At 39.0% G+C, this 15129-nt stretch carries 17 protein-coding genes; 2 read left to right on the forward strand and 15 right to left on the reverse strand.

Going from position 1 to position 15129, the window contains the following annotated elements:
- On the reverse strand, positions 1–813 hold the full coding sequence (locus ACXYSM_RS04520; RefSeq protein ID WP_458634505.1) for an aminoglycoside 6-adenylyltransferase: 813 nt from the start codon (positions 811–813) through the stop codon (positions 1–3).
- Positions 803–1351 carry a hypothetical protein gene (locus ACXYSM_RS04525; protein WP_458634703.1) on the reverse strand — a complete coding sequence of 183 codons (549 nt, stop codon included), beginning with the start codon at positions 1349–1351 and terminating at the stop codon, positions 803–805. Before ACXYSM_RS04525 ends, ACXYSM_RS04520 begins: the two co-directional genes overlap by 11 nt.
- A 255-nt stretch (positions 1352–1606) precedes the next feature.
- On the opposite strand from ACXYSM_RS04525, the gene ACXYSM_RS04530 reads away from it, so the two are divergent.
- Positions 1607–1675 (forward strand): hypothetical protein, encoded by a 69-nt coding sequence (locus ACXYSM_RS04530; RefSeq protein WP_458634704.1) that lies wholly within the window; start codon positions 1607–1609, stop codon positions 1673–1675.
- On the opposite strand, the gene ACXYSM_RS04535 is transcribed toward ACXYSM_RS04530, so the two are convergent.
- The 7 genes from ACXYSM_RS04535 to ACXYSM_RS04565 form a co-directional block, all read right to left on the reverse strand.
- Positions 1659–1997 (reverse strand): hypothetical protein, encoded by a 339-nt coding sequence (locus ACXYSM_RS04535; RefSeq protein WP_458634506.1) that lies wholly within the window; start codon positions 1995–1997, stop codon positions 1659–1661. The two genes, ACXYSM_RS04530 and ACXYSM_RS04535, sit on opposite strands and share 17 nt — an antisense overlap.
- Before the next feature lies 1 nt (position 1998).
- Positions 1999–2544 carry a hypothetical protein gene (locus ACXYSM_RS04540; protein ID WP_458634507.1) on the reverse strand — a complete coding sequence of 182 codons (546 nt, stop codon included), beginning with the start codon at positions 2542–2544 and terminating at the stop codon, positions 1999–2001.
- A gap of 296 nt (positions 2545–2840) precedes the next feature.
- Positions 2841–4145 carry a hypothetical protein gene (locus ACXYSM_RS04545; RefSeq protein ID WP_458634508.1) on the reverse strand — a complete coding sequence of 435 codons (1305 nt, stop codon included), beginning with the start codon at positions 4143–4145 and terminating at the stop codon, positions 2841–2843.
- A gap of 11 nt (positions 4146–4156) precedes the next feature.
- Positions 4157–6100, reverse strand: a complete 1944-nt coding sequence (gene parE, locus ACXYSM_RS04550) for a DNA topoisomerase IV subunit B (RefSeq protein WP_458634509.1) — start codon at positions 6098–6100, stop codon at positions 4157–4159.
- Positions 6101–6227: 127 nt separating this feature from the next.
- Positions 6228–7070: an amino acid ABC transporter substrate-binding protein gene (locus tag ACXYSM_RS04555; protein ID WP_458634510.1), complete on the reverse strand. Its 843-nt coding sequence runs from the start codon at positions 7068–7070 to the stop codon at positions 6228–6230.
- Between the two features lie 9 nt (positions 7071–7079).
- Positions 7080–7709, reverse strand: a complete 630-nt coding sequence (locus ACXYSM_RS04560; protein ID WP_458634511.1) for an amino acid ABC transporter ATP-binding protein — start codon at positions 7707–7709, stop codon at positions 7080–7082.
- A 10-nt stretch (positions 7710–7719) separates the two neighbouring features.
- On the reverse strand, positions 7720–8361 hold the full coding sequence (locus ACXYSM_RS04565; RefSeq protein WP_458634512.1) for an amino acid ABC transporter permease: 642 nt from the start codon (positions 8359–8361) through the stop codon (positions 7720–7722).
- A 215-nt stretch (positions 8362–8576) separates the two neighbouring features.
- Here ACXYSM_RS04565 and plsY point away from each other — a divergent pair, with 215 nt between their 5' ends.
- Positions 8577–9218: a glycerol-3-phosphate 1-O-acyltransferase PlsY gene (gene plsY / locus ACXYSM_RS04570; protein WP_254804135.1), complete on the forward strand. Its 642-nt coding sequence runs from the start codon at positions 8577–8579 to the stop codon at positions 9216–9218.
- 30 nt (positions 9219–9248) lie between these two features.
- Here the strand turns inward: plsY and ACXYSM_RS04575 are convergent, their stop codons facing one another.
- From ACXYSM_RS04575 to deoC, 6 genes are all read right to left on the reverse strand, one after another.
- Entirely contained in the window at positions 9249–10205 is a 957-nt protein-coding gene (locus ACXYSM_RS04575) for an ABC transporter permease (protein WP_045615115.1), read from the reverse strand.
- 2 nt (positions 10206–10207) lie between these two features.
- Positions 10208–11266, reverse strand: a complete 1059-nt coding sequence (locus ACXYSM_RS04580; RefSeq protein ID WP_458634513.1) for an ABC transporter permease — start codon at positions 11264–11266, stop codon at positions 10208–10210.
- A complete protein-coding gene (locus tag ACXYSM_RS04585; protein WP_458634514.1) occupies positions 11259–12794 on the reverse strand; it encodes an ABC transporter ATP-binding protein in 1536 nt (511 codons plus the stop codon). Before ACXYSM_RS04585 ends, ACXYSM_RS04580 begins: the two co-directional genes overlap by 8 nt.
- Positions 12795–12934: 140 nt before the next feature.
- Positions 12935–13990, reverse strand: a complete 1056-nt coding sequence (locus ACXYSM_RS04590) for a BMP family lipoprotein (protein ID WP_281137327.1) — start codon at positions 13988–13990, stop codon at positions 12935–12937.
- Positions 13991–14079: 89 nt separating this feature from the next.
- Complete coding sequence (locus ACXYSM_RS04595; RefSeq protein ID WP_004253174.1) at positions 14080–14469, reverse strand: cytidine deaminase; 390 nt, start codon at positions 14467–14469, stop codon at positions 14080–14082.
- Positions 14456–15118, reverse strand: a complete 663-nt coding sequence (deoC, locus tag ACXYSM_RS04600; RefSeq protein WP_458634515.1) for a deoxyribose-phosphate aldolase — start codon at positions 15116–15118, stop codon at positions 14456–14458. The genes ACXYSM_RS04595 and deoC overlap by 14 nt, the downstream gene beginning before the upstream one ends.
- Positions 15119–15129 lie beyond the last annotated feature (11 nt).

The raw sequence follows: 15129 nt of genomic DNA on the forward strand, positions 1-15129 counted from the left end.
TTAGTTAAACCTTTCCTCAGCATATCTCATCATCTTCTCAGCCACTTCTTTTTCATACTTAAAGCCCATCTTTTGAGCAAGACTTTGGGCTTCTTGATGGAAAAGTTGCATGGTAGCAAATAAAGACTGAGTAAGTTTTTCTACACTTGAAAAATCAAGCAGATTTGAGAATTCCCTCTCTTTCTCTGTAGGTAAATACTGGAAAAGATACTTGTAGTTCTTGCCGATATCGACTGTTCCCCTATCACTTGCAACCTGCCAAGCCAAGATTTTCAGGAGTTCTTGTTGACAAATACCGTAGAGATGGTCAGTCGCGTAGATGAGCTGATTGCGACAAATCCCTTTAACCACGTAGGCTGATACCCACCAAAATTCATTGCAGGCTTTTTCAAAATCTATCTGACTAGCTGGACTTATCCAGTAACGCTCTGTACTTGTAGTATAGGACTCGAACAAGCCTTTCTCATCCTTAAAAACTGTATAATCAGCTTCACTATCCACCCACTCTTTGATGTGCTCCTTTGGGCAAAGGGTCAAATCGATCCGATTGCCATCCTCAAAGAGCATAAGATAAAGACGACGGTTGCCAAGGATATTATGCTGCTCAATGATACGTTTGCCAAAGGAGTCCAGCCAAGAAAGGTCACTCGTCAGATTATCTAAGTCGTCCACTACAAAAACAACATCATAGTCTTGAAACTCATCTTTTGGTGCTTTTGTATCCGTTCGTGAACCAGACATAGCGACAGCATCGACTTTTAAAGTTGCAGCTGTTTTTAAAATCAGATTCATCATTTCTGCTTCAGTTCTCATCTATGTCACCGTCGTTTGAAATTGAGTCAGGGATAGGAGTATCTTCTCGCTTTTGTTGTAGAAGATTCTTCACTCTTTTTCTTTCAAGCTCCCCTACAATGAATTGGATAGTTGAACAAATCCCCAAAACAATTAAAACAAAATAAAACAATTTAATATCGTTTCTATGATATATTTTAAAGCTTCTCCATAATACAAAAGTATTTACCAATGAAAGAAGGAAAAGTAAAATAGCATTGAATAGGAGTGTTATAGCAAACTTACTCTTAAAATACCTATAATGTTTTCCAATCCTATAGAGGGTATATAGTGAGAAAACAATCATCAAAGGGGTGAAAGCAAGTGCATAAAATAAGATAAACCCCATTCCTGAGTATGGTTTACTTTCCATTGGTAGATCTAATAGACAGATACCAATAGTAAGGATGTTCAATATAAACAAGGATACTGTGCGAACACACTCTTTTCTACCTTTATTGGTCATTAAATCATATGTAATCCCAAAAATGGCTAGGAGAACAAGGAAAAAAGGAAACATTAATAACGTAATCAATACCGCACCTCCAATAGTTTTAGCAATTGTTTATATAATATACAAAAGAGGATCGTCACCTTTACTTGAACTTCACAACTCCCCTGTCTGGTAAAGTTTTGGCAGTCTGTAAAATCATATCGAGCATTTCTGTTTCACTTCTCATGGAAACACCTACCTTTTTAGTGGAAACTCGAGATTCTGTATAGGATATGTCTATAAACGGGACTGGCTGCTGGAACTTTTTCGTTATCAAATTCTTTGAAAAATCCCATGACTAGTTTTTTCATAATTTTGACAGCAATCTTTGTTTTTATTTCTTCTTTTTAAACAGATTATTAATAATAAGAGAAACTACTAACAAAACAGCTAATACATTTGTTTGATGTTTAATTTCCTTCAACCCTAGCCAGCCTTGATCACTTGCAAAATTAACCCCTACAATTACATATAAGATAATCAAATACATGCTGAATATATTAGTCAATAGCCATCCTCCAATTTTCTTGCAGCATGATTCATCTGCCGAGCCAGATGAATCGGGATTAGGCGTATCAAGTTTTACATATTTATCCAAATAATCTTCAGCAGAAAATTTATTTTTCTTATCTTCACTATTTTTATTATTTTTAACATCAAGTTCAAGTTTCATTTCATTCACTTCCCATCATCTTATTATTGATTTTTTCAATCAGATCGTATTCTTCATCGCCCTTCCCTAAGGATTTGCATATTGCCACTGCTTTTTCATAAGTTTCACGAATAAATTCTGGTTGTTTTGAAGCATTGTAATAAACCTTCAAAAATTTCAACGATGATAGCATAGAAGCATTGTATTCCCAATGGTTCTTCAACAGACATCTGATAAAAATCCTGATGATTTCCTGTTCTTGATACAAGAGACTTGTTTCATGATGTTCAAAATACTTTAACGAAATATAATCACAATAGTAAATCATGATATTAGATATCCAATCAAAAGTGTTTTCTCGAACTTTCTTAGTTGGTTCATAGCGTAGAGCTGTCCTTAACACCTGAACTTCTTTAAGCGTAATTTCTTTAGCAGAAGCTGCATCAAAAAGCTTTGAGCGCCAGCCTGAAATGCCATCTAAAGAACTTCTATAATTGGTATATAAGGTAAAGATTGACACAATTGCACCTAACAGAGCAGCAAATAATCCAATCACTAATTCATTCATCTTTATATCCTATATTCACTTTCTAAGATTTATTGGCTTTTGTAAAAGCCCCCTAACTCGTCCTTGCTCTCAGATAAAAGTTAGAAGAATTCGTTGTTTTCTAAATTACGTACAGTTAAACTCGTGATTCCATATTCTTTTTTCATAAAACTCCTCTTTCTCCATGTATTTTTTAATCTTTTGCTCCAAAACCGCTCGGAACACATGTAAACGCTCGGCTTTTGCTCTGAAACAAGAAAATCTTGATGTATAATTTTTTATTTTAGGGGTGAAATACTAGGATATGTATAAAATTTTTAATCTAAAGGTTCAATGAAGTAATTCTTCATGCTTGATAGATGACTATAAGTAATAATGTCATCTAAATCATAAGACAACCCTTTTTTAATTGAATTTTCTATCAACTCAATAATTTCATCATCTTCATCAGATAACGGTTCGCCTCTGCTCGGAATTAAATTTCTTGTATTAGCCTGACCTAACGTCGTAAATTTAAACACAGTATAAATTTTATTACTTTTATAAGTTCCCTCAATAACCAGAAGACTTTCCCCTTCATAAAAAAAATCATTCACTAATTGTGCTGGTCCGCCAACACCATCAAGAGTATAGAATTTTTTGAAACCCTCTACATCTTTATTAGAAAGTTTACTCCCAACTTTAATATCCCCTATTATGGCTTTGTTCGTCACAATCCATTTATATGAGGTTCCATCGGAAAACAGATCTTCTAAAATAGCTTTACTTTGTAGATAGTGCTCTCTGAAATTTAAACGTTCAAAGCATGCTTTCATAGTCTGATAATTATATTTTTGATACAAGGTAACATATTCATCTCCTAAGGTTTTCAGCATATCCATTTCAGAAAATTCATCTATAATCTTTATGTTATCTTCAATAAATCCAATCCATGTTAAAGCTCGGACAATTTCGCCTTTAAGTGTCTCTTTCCATAACTTATTGACATACCAAAATTTGACATCCTTCAATACTAAATCTTCATACTGAGATTTCAATTCATAACAGTCAACAGAACGACCTTCTAACTCGACAGCTTCAAAATACCAATCAAAATCTGAAATATTCGGACTCTGCACATGTTTAATCACTTCTAAAAGTTCTTGATGTTGCTTGCTACTTTGTTCTGACAAACTAGCGATTTCATCCTTAGTATCTTCATGCAATTTTTTATGTAGCGCAACATCAGATTTTGAGAGTGTTGAAAGATTACGTATCGTATCAGACAGACATTTTTCAAATTCATCCATCACTTCAAAAAACAGAACAGAATTAAAGTCTTGACTACTAAACATTGTTTTGAGATGATTTTTAAATTCTTCATAACCTTTATATTCACTATTCAATGTATACCTAATTTTTATAAGCTCTTCAAAAACTTGATTTTCCCTCCAGACTTTGGCTATACCATCATAACTCGGATTTTCGCCATGTCTCTCCAATATATATTTTTCAAAATCATTTACTGCATTTTGAATTTTTCGGCATTCAAGTTTTTCATCTATTCCCACCCCCTCTAAAAGCTTGTCCAAATCCATTCCAGTAAAATCAAAGAAAAAAGATATCAATTTTTGTTTATCCATATATTTTCTCCTTAAAACACTGTCGCTTCTTCCAGCGTGAACTTAACATTATCCTCAATCCACTTACGACGTGGTTCGACCTTATCACCCATTAAGACATTGACACGACGTTCTGCGCGTGCTAAGTCTTCAATCGTAACACGAATGAGAGTTCGAGTTTCTGGATTCATGGTTGTCTCCCAGAGTTGGTCCGCATTCATCTCACCAAGCCCCTTGTAGCGTTGGAGGGTAGCTCCTTTGCCAAACTGCTTGCGAAGTTCTTCTAGTTCGCCATCCGTCCAAGCGTAGGCCACTTCTTCTTTCTTTCCTTTACCTTTTGACATCTTGTAAAGAGGAGGAAGGGCGATATAGACATGGCCTGCCTCGACTAGTGGACGCATGTAGCGATAAAAGAAGGTTAAGAGAAGGGTTTGAATGTGGGCACCATCGGTGTCCGCATCGGTCATGATAATGATTTTGTCATAGTTAGCATCTTCAAGAGAGAAATCTGCCCCAACACCAGCACCGATGGTATAAATCATGGTATTGATTTCTTCATTTTTGAGGATATCTGCCATCTTGGCCTTGGCTGTATTGATCACCTTACCACGAAGAGGCAAAATAGCCTGAAACTTACGATCACGTCCTTGTTTGGCAGATCCACCGGCAGAATCACCCTCGACTAGGTAGAGTTCATTCTTAGCTGGATTTTTAGACTGGGCTGGCGTTAATTTACCAGAAAGTAAGCCCTTATCTTTTTTGTTTTTCTTGCCATTTCGGCTCTCATCACGCGCTTTTCGTGCTGCTTCACGGGCATCACGCGCCTTGATAGCTTTACGAATCAGATTTGAAGCTAATTCCCCATTTTCCATGAGGAAGAAGGTTAACTTATCAGCCACAATCCCATCTACAACTGGACGAGCTAGTGGACTTCCAAGTTTGTCCTTAGTCTGTCCTTCAAACTGAAGATGTTCTTCCGGAACCAAGATAGAAAGAACAGCCGATAATCCTTCACGGTAATCTGAACCTTCAAGATTTTTATCTTTTTCTTTGAGAAGACCCGTCTTACGTGCATAGTCATTCATAACCTTGGTAATGGCTGACTTGAGTCCTGTCTCATGCGTTCCACCGTCTTTGGTACGGACGTTATTGACAAAGGACAAGATGTTATCTGAAAAGCCATCATTATACTGGAGGGCTACTTCTACTTGAAAACCATTGTCTTCGCCTTCAAAGTATAGGACAGGCGTCAAGGTTTCCTTGTCTTCATTGAGGTAAGAAACAAAATCCTGCACACCATTCTCATAATGGAATTCAATTGCTTCGTCTGTTCGCTTATCCGTTAATGACAAGGTTACATTTTTCAAAAGAAAGGCTGACTCATTGAGACGTTCTGAAATGGTATTGTACTTGAAGTCAGTCGTAGAAAAGATACTAGCATCTGGCATGAAGGCAACTTTAGTACCTGTCTTAGACTTAGGTGCAGTCCCAACCTTTTCTAGAGTGGTAACTGGCTTGCCTCCATTTTCAAAACGCTGTCTATAAACTGCTCCATCACGAGTAATTTCTACCTCTAACCAACTAGAGAGGGCGTTGACAACAGAAGATCCAACCCCGTGGAGTCCTCCTGATGTCTTATATCCACCCTGACCGAATTTTCCTCCGGCGTGAAGGATGGTAAAGATAACCTCAACCGTTGGAATTCCCATAGCGTGCATTCCAGTCGGCATTCCACGTCCATGGTCTTGAACCGTTAAACTTCCGTCTTTATTAATGGTCACATCGATCCGGTCACCAAATCCAGACAAGGCCTCATCGACAGCATTATCGACGATTTCCCAGACTAGGTGATGGAGACCAGCACCATCGGTCGATCCAATATACATCCCTGGACGTTTACGGACCGCATCCAACCCTTCTAGCACCTGAATGGCATCATCATTATAATTGTTAATATTGATTTCCTTTTTTGACACAAGGAACCTCCTATTCGTTCATCTTTACTATTTTACAGGTTTTCTAGGGATTTTGCAAAGTTTTTCTAATTGAGCAGGTCTGCACTCAATTGTTTATACCTCAAAAAAAGAAACCAAGACGCGAGTCTTAGTTTTCTTTTCCTTTAACTTGGCTTGTTGCTATATCTTCACCAAACCATTTCTTGCTAATTTCTTGGAATTTGCCTTCTTGATAGAGTTCTACAAAAGCTTGATTCAAATTTGCTAACAAGGTCTTATCAGCTGGTCTCACACCAACTGCAAAGGATTCACTCTCAAAACCAGCAGGAAAAATCTCATACTGGTCTAAAATTCCTTCGGTTTCAAGATAATAATTGGCGTAAACACGGTCAATTAAAAGGGCATCAATCCGATCATTTTGCAAGTCAATCAAGGCTTCATTGAAACTCTGATATTGGTTGGCTTTTTGATCTTTTACGATATTTTTTAAGAGTTCTGGTTGAGCTTCAAAATCTAGATAACCAGAAGAACCGGCCTGTGCACCCAAAACCTTGCCTGTCATATCAGACACTGATTGTATATTCTGAGATTTCTTAAAGACTAGAACCTGCTGATTCTCCATATAAGGAATGGTAAAAGCAACCTTCTCACGGCGTTCATCAGTCGCTGAATATCCATTCCAGATAGCATCAATGGTGCCGTTTTGAAGTTCGGTTTCCTTCATATCCCAATCAATGGGTTGAAACTGAACCTTGAAACCAAGTTTCTCAGAAACGGCTTGCGCTAAATCAATATCAAATCCAACATATTGCCCATTTTTTTCTTCAAATCCCATAGGAACAAAGGTATTGTCAAAACCAATGGTTATCGTACCTTGTTGTTGGTATTTTTCCCAATTATCGACTTTGGGATTACTAGCTTTTTGTGTGCATCCTACTAGGAAAAAAGCCAGAAAGAAGGCCAAAATAAGGCTGATTTTCTTTCGATTCATAGGCACCTCCTACTTGGGATCTACTTTGAGAATCTGGTCTGCAATATTTTCTGCAAACTGGAGATCGTGGGTCACGACAATCTGAGTCATGCCTAGTTCCCGATTTTGTAGAATCAGTTTTTCAACTTCAAGACGCAACTCAGGGTCAAGGGCTGAAGTTGGTTCATCATACCCAATCACTTCAGGATCTATCATCATAGCGCGTGCTAAGGCAACCCGTTGCTTTTGCCCACCAGATAAGGAGTATGGATAGGCATCTGCATGAGCTTCGAGACCCAGACGAGCGAGTAAGTCGGTTGCCTTCTTCTTGGCATCTGCTTCAGACATCCCCATAGTTTTGATGGGTGACAAAATCAAGTTCTCCATCACGGATAAGTGAGGAAAAAGCTGAAAATCTTGAAACACAAAACCTAACAAGTGAAGCTTTTCAAGTTCATCCAAAGGTAGGGATTCTCCATTATAAAAAATCTCACCTGAATCAATGGTTTCAAGTCCAGCTAACATTCTAAGCAAGGTTGTCTTCCCACCACCAGAAGGTCCAACAATAGCCAAAATCTGCTTTTCTGGAATGGTTAAATTAAAATTGGATAGGATTTGTTTCCTACCAAATTTCTTACTAATATTTCTTAACTCTAACATGAATAACCTCCTATCTATAGTAGCTAAATTTCTTCTCAAGCTTCTTAGCTAAAATCGTAACAATACCAATCATCAAAAGATAGATAGCTCCTGCTAGAAACATTGGAATCAAGCTCGCATCACGATTGGCTGCAGTACGACTAGCTAGGATTAAATCTGAAATACCGAGTGCATAGACCAAAGAAGTATCTTTAACCAAACTCATAACCTCGTTAAATACGCTTGGTAAAACAATCTTGGTGACCTGAGGCAAGATAATATAGCGGACGGTATCGATAGGTTTGAATTTCAAAACTTTCGCTGCTTCATATTGTCCTTGAGGAATGGTTGCAATCCCTCCACGGAATATTTCTGCAAAGTAGGCTGCATAATTAAGCGTAAAGGCAATAATCGCTGCTGGTACCCGATCAAGTCGAATCCCGATACTTGGAAGGACATAATAGATAAAGATTAACTGCAAGAGCAAGGGTGTACCACGCATCACCCAGATATAAACATCAATCATGTAATGGAGGGGTTTCCAATGGACCTGTAAGCAAAAGGCAACCAAAATACCTAAAGGAATTGAAAAGAGTAAGACCAGTGTAAATACTTGTAAAGTCATTGTCGCACCGCTCAATAAACTAGGTAATATCTCAAATAAGTAAGACATACTCCACCTCCTAAAAATAATTGTTCCTATTATAGCATAAATAAACACAAATTCAAGTTTTCAGAAATTTTCATGAATTTTTAAAACTTTAGCCTTTATTTTTGAATAAAAATGGTACTCAAGATAAACTTATCAACTTTGATAAAGTATCAGATGTCACAGCTAGTAAACAGATTCAGTTTCGTTTCTCTCCTAATTCATGGTATAATAGAAACATGATGACAATAGTATTATTAATTTTAGCTTATTTATTGGGTTCAATTCCTTCAGGCTTGTGGATTGGACAAATATTCTTTAACATCAATCTAAGAGAACATGGATCTGGTAATACTGGAACGACCAATACCTTCCGAATCTTAGGCAAAAAAGCTGGAATGGCAACCTTTGTAATTGATTTCTTTAAAGGTACTTTGGCCACTCTACTTCCACTAATCTTCCATGTGCAGGGTATTTCACCAATCGTCTTTGGACTTTTAGCAGTCATTGGTCACACCTTCCCTGTCTTTGCAAAATTTAAGGGTGGTAAGGCTGTTGCAACCAGCGCAGGAGTTATTTTTGGTTTTGCTCCTCTCTTTTGCCTTTACCTTGCAGTCATTTTCTTTGGAATCCTTTATCTGGGTAGTATGATCTCTCTCTCTAGTATCTCTGCTGCTATTGCTGCAATTATTGGCGTCCTTCTGTTTCCTCTCTTTGGATTTATTTTAACTAGTTATGACCTACTTTTTACTGTGATTATTATTGGTCTTGCAAGTCTAGTAATTGTACGCCACAAGGACAATATCAAACGTATCCAAAGTAAAACAGAAAATCTCATTCCTTGGGGACTTAACCTAACGCACCAAGAACCAAAAAAATAAAACGTCAGTTTCAACTGACGTTTTTTTATGTTATTTAGACTTGATATAGTTGATACCATCTGCCTTCGGCGCAACAGCTTTACCAAAGAAGGCTGCTAGGACGACAATGGTCAAGAGATATGGTGCGATTTGCAAGTAAACAGCTGGTACTCCTTGCAAGAATGGAAGCTGAGAACCGATAACTGCCAAACTTTGTGATAGCCCAAAGAAAAGACTTGAAAGCATAGCACCAACAGGATTCCATTTACCAAAGATCATGGCTGCAAGAGCGATAAATCCAGGTCCTACGATAGTTGTAACTGAGAAGTTAACAGAGATTGATTGAGCGTAAATAGCTCCACCGATTCCTCCAAGGAAGCCTGAAATCACTACTCCAAGATATCTCATCTTGTAGACATTGATACCCAAAGTATCTGCTGCTTGTGGGTGTTCACCAACTGAACGAAGGCGAAGTCCAAAGCGAGTCTTAAACAGGATAAACCAAGCTAGAAATGAGAAAGCAATTGCTAGGTAACCTAGTAGACTAGTTGACTTGAAGAAGATATCTCCGATAACAGGGATATTAGCTAATACCGGGAAGTCAAAACGACCAAAAGTTTGCGTTAAATTATCCGTTTGTCCCTTATTATAAAGCACCTTTACCAAGAAAACTGCCAAGGCTGGCGCCATTAAGTTAAGCACAGTACCACTGACAACATGGTCTGCACGGAAATGAACTGTAGCTACTGCGTGAATGAGCGAGAAGATAGCTCCGACTAATCCACCAACTAGAAGCGCCAACCAAGGAGTTAATGCTCCCAAATCTTGAGCAAATTCAAGGTTAAAAACAACTCCAGAAAAGGCACCCATGACCATGATTCCTTCAAGACCAACGTTAACAACTCCACCACGTTCAGAGAAAACTCCTCCGATACTTGTGAAAATAAGTGGTGCTGCATAAATCAACATCGAAGAAACCATAAGGGTTAACATTGTTGTAATCGACATCCTTATTTACCTCCTTTAAGTTGCTTTCTTGGTTTGACAAAGCGTTCGATGATGTAGTGAACGCTGACAAAGAAGATAATTGAGGCTGTAACGATACTTACAAGCTCAGATGGTACTTGTGCAGCATTCATACCAGGAGCACCTACTTGAAGAACACTGAAAAGGAAGGCTGCAAATAGAATTCCAACTGGTGAGTTTGAAGCAAGCAGACTTACCGCCATACCATTAAATCCAACTGCCAATGATGAACCTTGTACGTAGACGTTTTGGAAGGTACCAAGTCCTTCTACTGCGCCACCAAGTCCTGCAAGGGCACCAGAAATAATCATTGATAGAATAATGGTACGTTTCGCTGAAATACCTGCGTATTCAGAAGCATTTGGATTGAGACCAACTGCACGGATTTCAAAACCGAGCGTTGTCTTCTTAAGCATGAACCAGATAACCGCAACGGCTATGATAGCAAAGAAAATTCCAATGTTCATACGAGAATTTCCTGTTAGCTCAGCAAGCCATGGTGTCTGATAAGTTGCATTTGCACTTACACGAATGGATGAGTCAGTACTTTGCATGATTTCTTTAGGGAAGTGATGAATAAAGGCATTTCCCACATAAAGAACAATGTAGTTCATCATAATAGTTACGATAACCTCAGATGTCCCAAGGTAGGCTCTTAAGATACCAGGAATAGCACCAACGATCCCTCCTGCAACTAAGGCGATTACAATCGTCGCAAGAATCATCAATGGTCGTGGTAAATCTGGGAAAGAGAGAGCAAACCAGCCGCTCATAACCCAACCTGCGAGAGCTTGTCCTGGAAGACCAACGTTAAAGAAACCAGCACGACTTGCAACTGCAAATCCAAGGGCAATCAGAATTAAAGGTCCCATAGCACGGAAGATTTCACCGATTCCACGAACACTACCAAATGCTGTGTAGAATAATTCTTCATAGCCCCAGATAGCATCGTAGCCGAAAATCCACATGACGATGGCTCCGAGTAGAATTCCTAAAATAACAGAAATCAAAGGAACCGAAATTTGTTGTAATTTTTTAGACATCACTCTTCTCCTTTTCCAATTCACCACCAGCCATCAAGACACCAAGCTCTTGCTTGTTGGTTGTTTCTGGCGTTACAATCCCTTGAATCTTACCATCGTGGATAACGGCAATTCTATCAGAGACATTTAGAATCTCATCCAGTTCAAAGCTGACTACAAGGACAGCTTTCCCATTATCACGCTCTTGAATCAAGCGTTTGTGAATGTACTCAATGGCACCGACGTCCAAACCACGAGTAGGTTGACTGACGATTAGGAGATCAGGATTTCGATCGACTTCTCGAGCGATAATTGCTTTTTGTTGATTTCCTCCAGAAAGAGCTGATGCTGGAACAATCTCACTAGCAGCACGCACATCGAATTCTTGCATTAACTGTTTAGCGTACCCGATGATATTGGTGTAGTTTAAGATTCCCTTCTTGCTAAGAGGTTCCTTATAGTAGGTTTGAAGAGCGATATTTTCAGAAATCATCATTTCTAAAACTAAACCATCACGGTGGCGATCTTCTGGAACGTGGCCTACACTCATTTCTGTAATTTGACGAGGGTGTAAACCTACGATAGACTGGCCTTTCAACTCCACGCTACCAGACTCAATCTTACGAAGACCAGTGATAGCTTGGATTAATTCAGATTGCCCATTTCCATCAATACCGGCAATTCCGACAATCTCACCAGCTCGAACATCGAGTGAGAGATTTTTAACAGCAGGAACACCACGGTTTTCGTTTACTACTAGGTCTTTAATAGACAGAATAACTTCTTTAGGTTGAGCTTCATGTTTCTCAGTTTTAAAGGAAACAGAACGTCCTACCATCATCTCAGCTAAGTCAGCATTAGTCGCACCAGCAATCTCAACTGTTTCAATAGATTTACCACGACGGATAACTGTAACACGATCTGATACAGCACGAATCTCATCCAACTTATGAGTAATCAAGATAATTGATTTACCTTCTTTAACCAGGTTCTTCATGATAGCCATCAATTCATCAATTTCTGATGGCGTCAAAACAGCAGTAGGTTCGTCAAAGATAAGAATATCTGCTCCACGATAAAGTGTCTTTAGGATTTCAACACGTTGTTGAGCGCCGACAGAGATATCTGCCACTTTTGCAGAAGGATCCACAGCAAGACCATAACGTTCAGACAACTCATTGATTTCTCGAGTTGCACGAGCAATATCTAGCACACCATTTTTGGTCAATTCACTCCCCAAAATGATATTTTCAGCAACAGTGAAAGCTTCTACCAACATAAAGTGTTGGTGGACCATCCCAATCCCTAAGCTAGCTGCTTTTGATGGCGAATCTAGTTTTACAACTTGACCGTTGACCACAATTTCACCACTAGTTGGTTCTAGAAGCCCCGCTAGCATGTTCATAAGAGTGGACTTACCAGCTCCATTTTCTCCTAAAAGTGCATGAATTTCACCTTTACGAAGTTCAAGGTTAATCTTGTCGTTAGCGACAAATTCACCAAAAACTTTGGTAATTTCACGCATCTCAATGACATTTTCGTGTGCCATGTGCTCTTCCTTTCAGAATTATATTTTGTTTCAATAAAACCTGCTAAAGAAATTTAGCAAGCTCTATTGAGACAAAACCATTTGTCTCAATCCTTAAAGAAGCGGCCACTGGCCGCTTCCTAAGAAATGACTTCCTTCAATTATTTTTCAGGAACTTTGATGCTACCATCAAGGATTTTAGCTTTTGCATCTTCAACAGCTTTTTTACCTTCTTCAGAAAGGTTTGTCACTGCCAAGTCAACACCTTTATCCTTCAATGAGTAAACGATAACTTGACCACCAGGGAATTCACCTTTTTCAGCCTTGTTTGAGATGTCTTTAACTGTTGTTCCAACTTGTTTCAATGTAGAAGCAAGAACGAAGTTAGCTTCTTTACCGTCTTTAGAAGTGTATTTACCTTCATCAACTTGGTCACGGTCTACACCGATAACCCAAACTTTTTCGTCTTCATTTTTACTTTCGTTCAATGATTTAGCTTCAGAGAAGACACCTGCTCCAGTACCACCAGCTGCTTGGTAGATAACGTCTGCACCTGCAGCGTATTGAGCTGCAGCGATTGTTTTACCTTTAGCCGCATCACCAAATGATCCAGCATAGTCTACTTGAACCTTGATAGATGGGTCAACTGACTCAACACCAGCTTTAAAACCAGCTGCGAAACGAGAAATAACTTCAGATTCCATACCACCTACAAAACCAACTTGTTTAGTTTTTGTAGTTTTAGCAGCTGCAACACCTGCAAGGTAAGCTGCTTCGTTATCTGCGAAAGTAACGCTAGCAACGTTCTTTTGATCTTTAATCACATCGTCAATCAAAACATAGTTTTTATCTGAATGTTCTTTTGCTGCTTCTTCAACAGCGTTGTGAAGGGCAAAACCAACACCGAAAATCAAGTTGTAGCTTCCAGCTGCTTGGTTCAAGTTGTTAGCGTAATCAGCTTCACTTGTTGATTGGAAGTAAGTGTAACCATTGTCTTTTGAAAGGTTGTGTTCTTTACCCCAAGCTTGAAGACCTTCCCAAGCTGATTGGTTAAATGATTTATCATCAACACCACCAGTATCTGTAACGATAGCTGCTTTAGTCTTCACATCAGAAGAAGATGAAGCTGCGTTACGAGAAGAGCGATTACCACATGCAGCAAGTCCAAATGCTGCTACTGCAACTAGACCAAGGCCTAGCCATTGTTTCTTGTTCATTACTGAACCTCCTAAATAAGATGCGCAACTAAGTTGCAAGTATGGATTGATTGGTCACAAGGACCTTGCCACTCAGAGAGTGACACAGACTATTGCAAGTCTGTAAAAGAATATGGAAGTAATTCCCCGACCGTCATCTCGACCGTCGTTTTATCTTTGGCGACTAGAGTCACCTTTAGATCTGGTTTAAAAAATTCGACCATAACTTGGCGACAAGCACCGCAAGGCGAAATTGGTTTTTCAGTTTGACCATAGACAATCAATTCTGAAAAGTCTCGTTGTCCTTCAGAGACCGCCTTAAAGATTGCAGTTCTTTCGCCACAGTTGGTCAAGGGGTAGCTAGCATTTTCAATGTTAACCCCTGTATAGATACTTCCGTCCTTGGCTACCAAAACAGCGCCAATCGGAAAATGTGAGTAGGGAACGTAAGCTTTCTTACTAGTTTCAATCGCTAATTCAATCAACTCAGTAGTCGCCATCAGCTAATTCTCCTTTTAAGATTGCAACACCAGAAGATGTTCCAATACGAGTAGCTCCTGCTTCAACAAAGGCAACTGCATCTGCATAAGAACGAGCTCCACCAGCTGCTTTGACCCCCATATCAGGTCCAACTGTCTGACGCATTAATTGAACATCTGGTAAAGTTGCTCCACCTGTTGAGAAACCTGTAGAAGTCTTGACAAAGTCTGCACCAGCTTTTTGAGCAAGTTGGCAAGCCAGAACTTTTTCTTCATCCGTTAACAAACAAGCTTCAATAATAACCTTAACAAGTTTGTCACCGCTAGCCTCAACAACAGCTCGAATATCTGATTCGACCAAGTCAGCATTCCCAGACTTAAGCGCTCCAACATTGATAACCATATCAATTTCGTCAGCACCATTTTGGATGGCTTCTTTGGTTTCATAGGCTTTGACTGCTGAAGTTGTAGCTCCAAGAGGGAAACCTACAACTGTACAAACCTTGACATCAGTATCTGTTAGACCAGTTTTTGCATGAGAAACCCAGCAAGGATTCACACAAACACTGGCAAAATCGTACTCTCTTGCTTCAGATAGCAAACGATCGATTTGTTGTTCGGTCGCATCTTGCTTTAAAAGCGTATGATCAATGTATTTATTTAATTTCATTTCGGATTTTC

It is taken from the genome of Streptococcus sp. V940 (assembly GCF_054353495.1).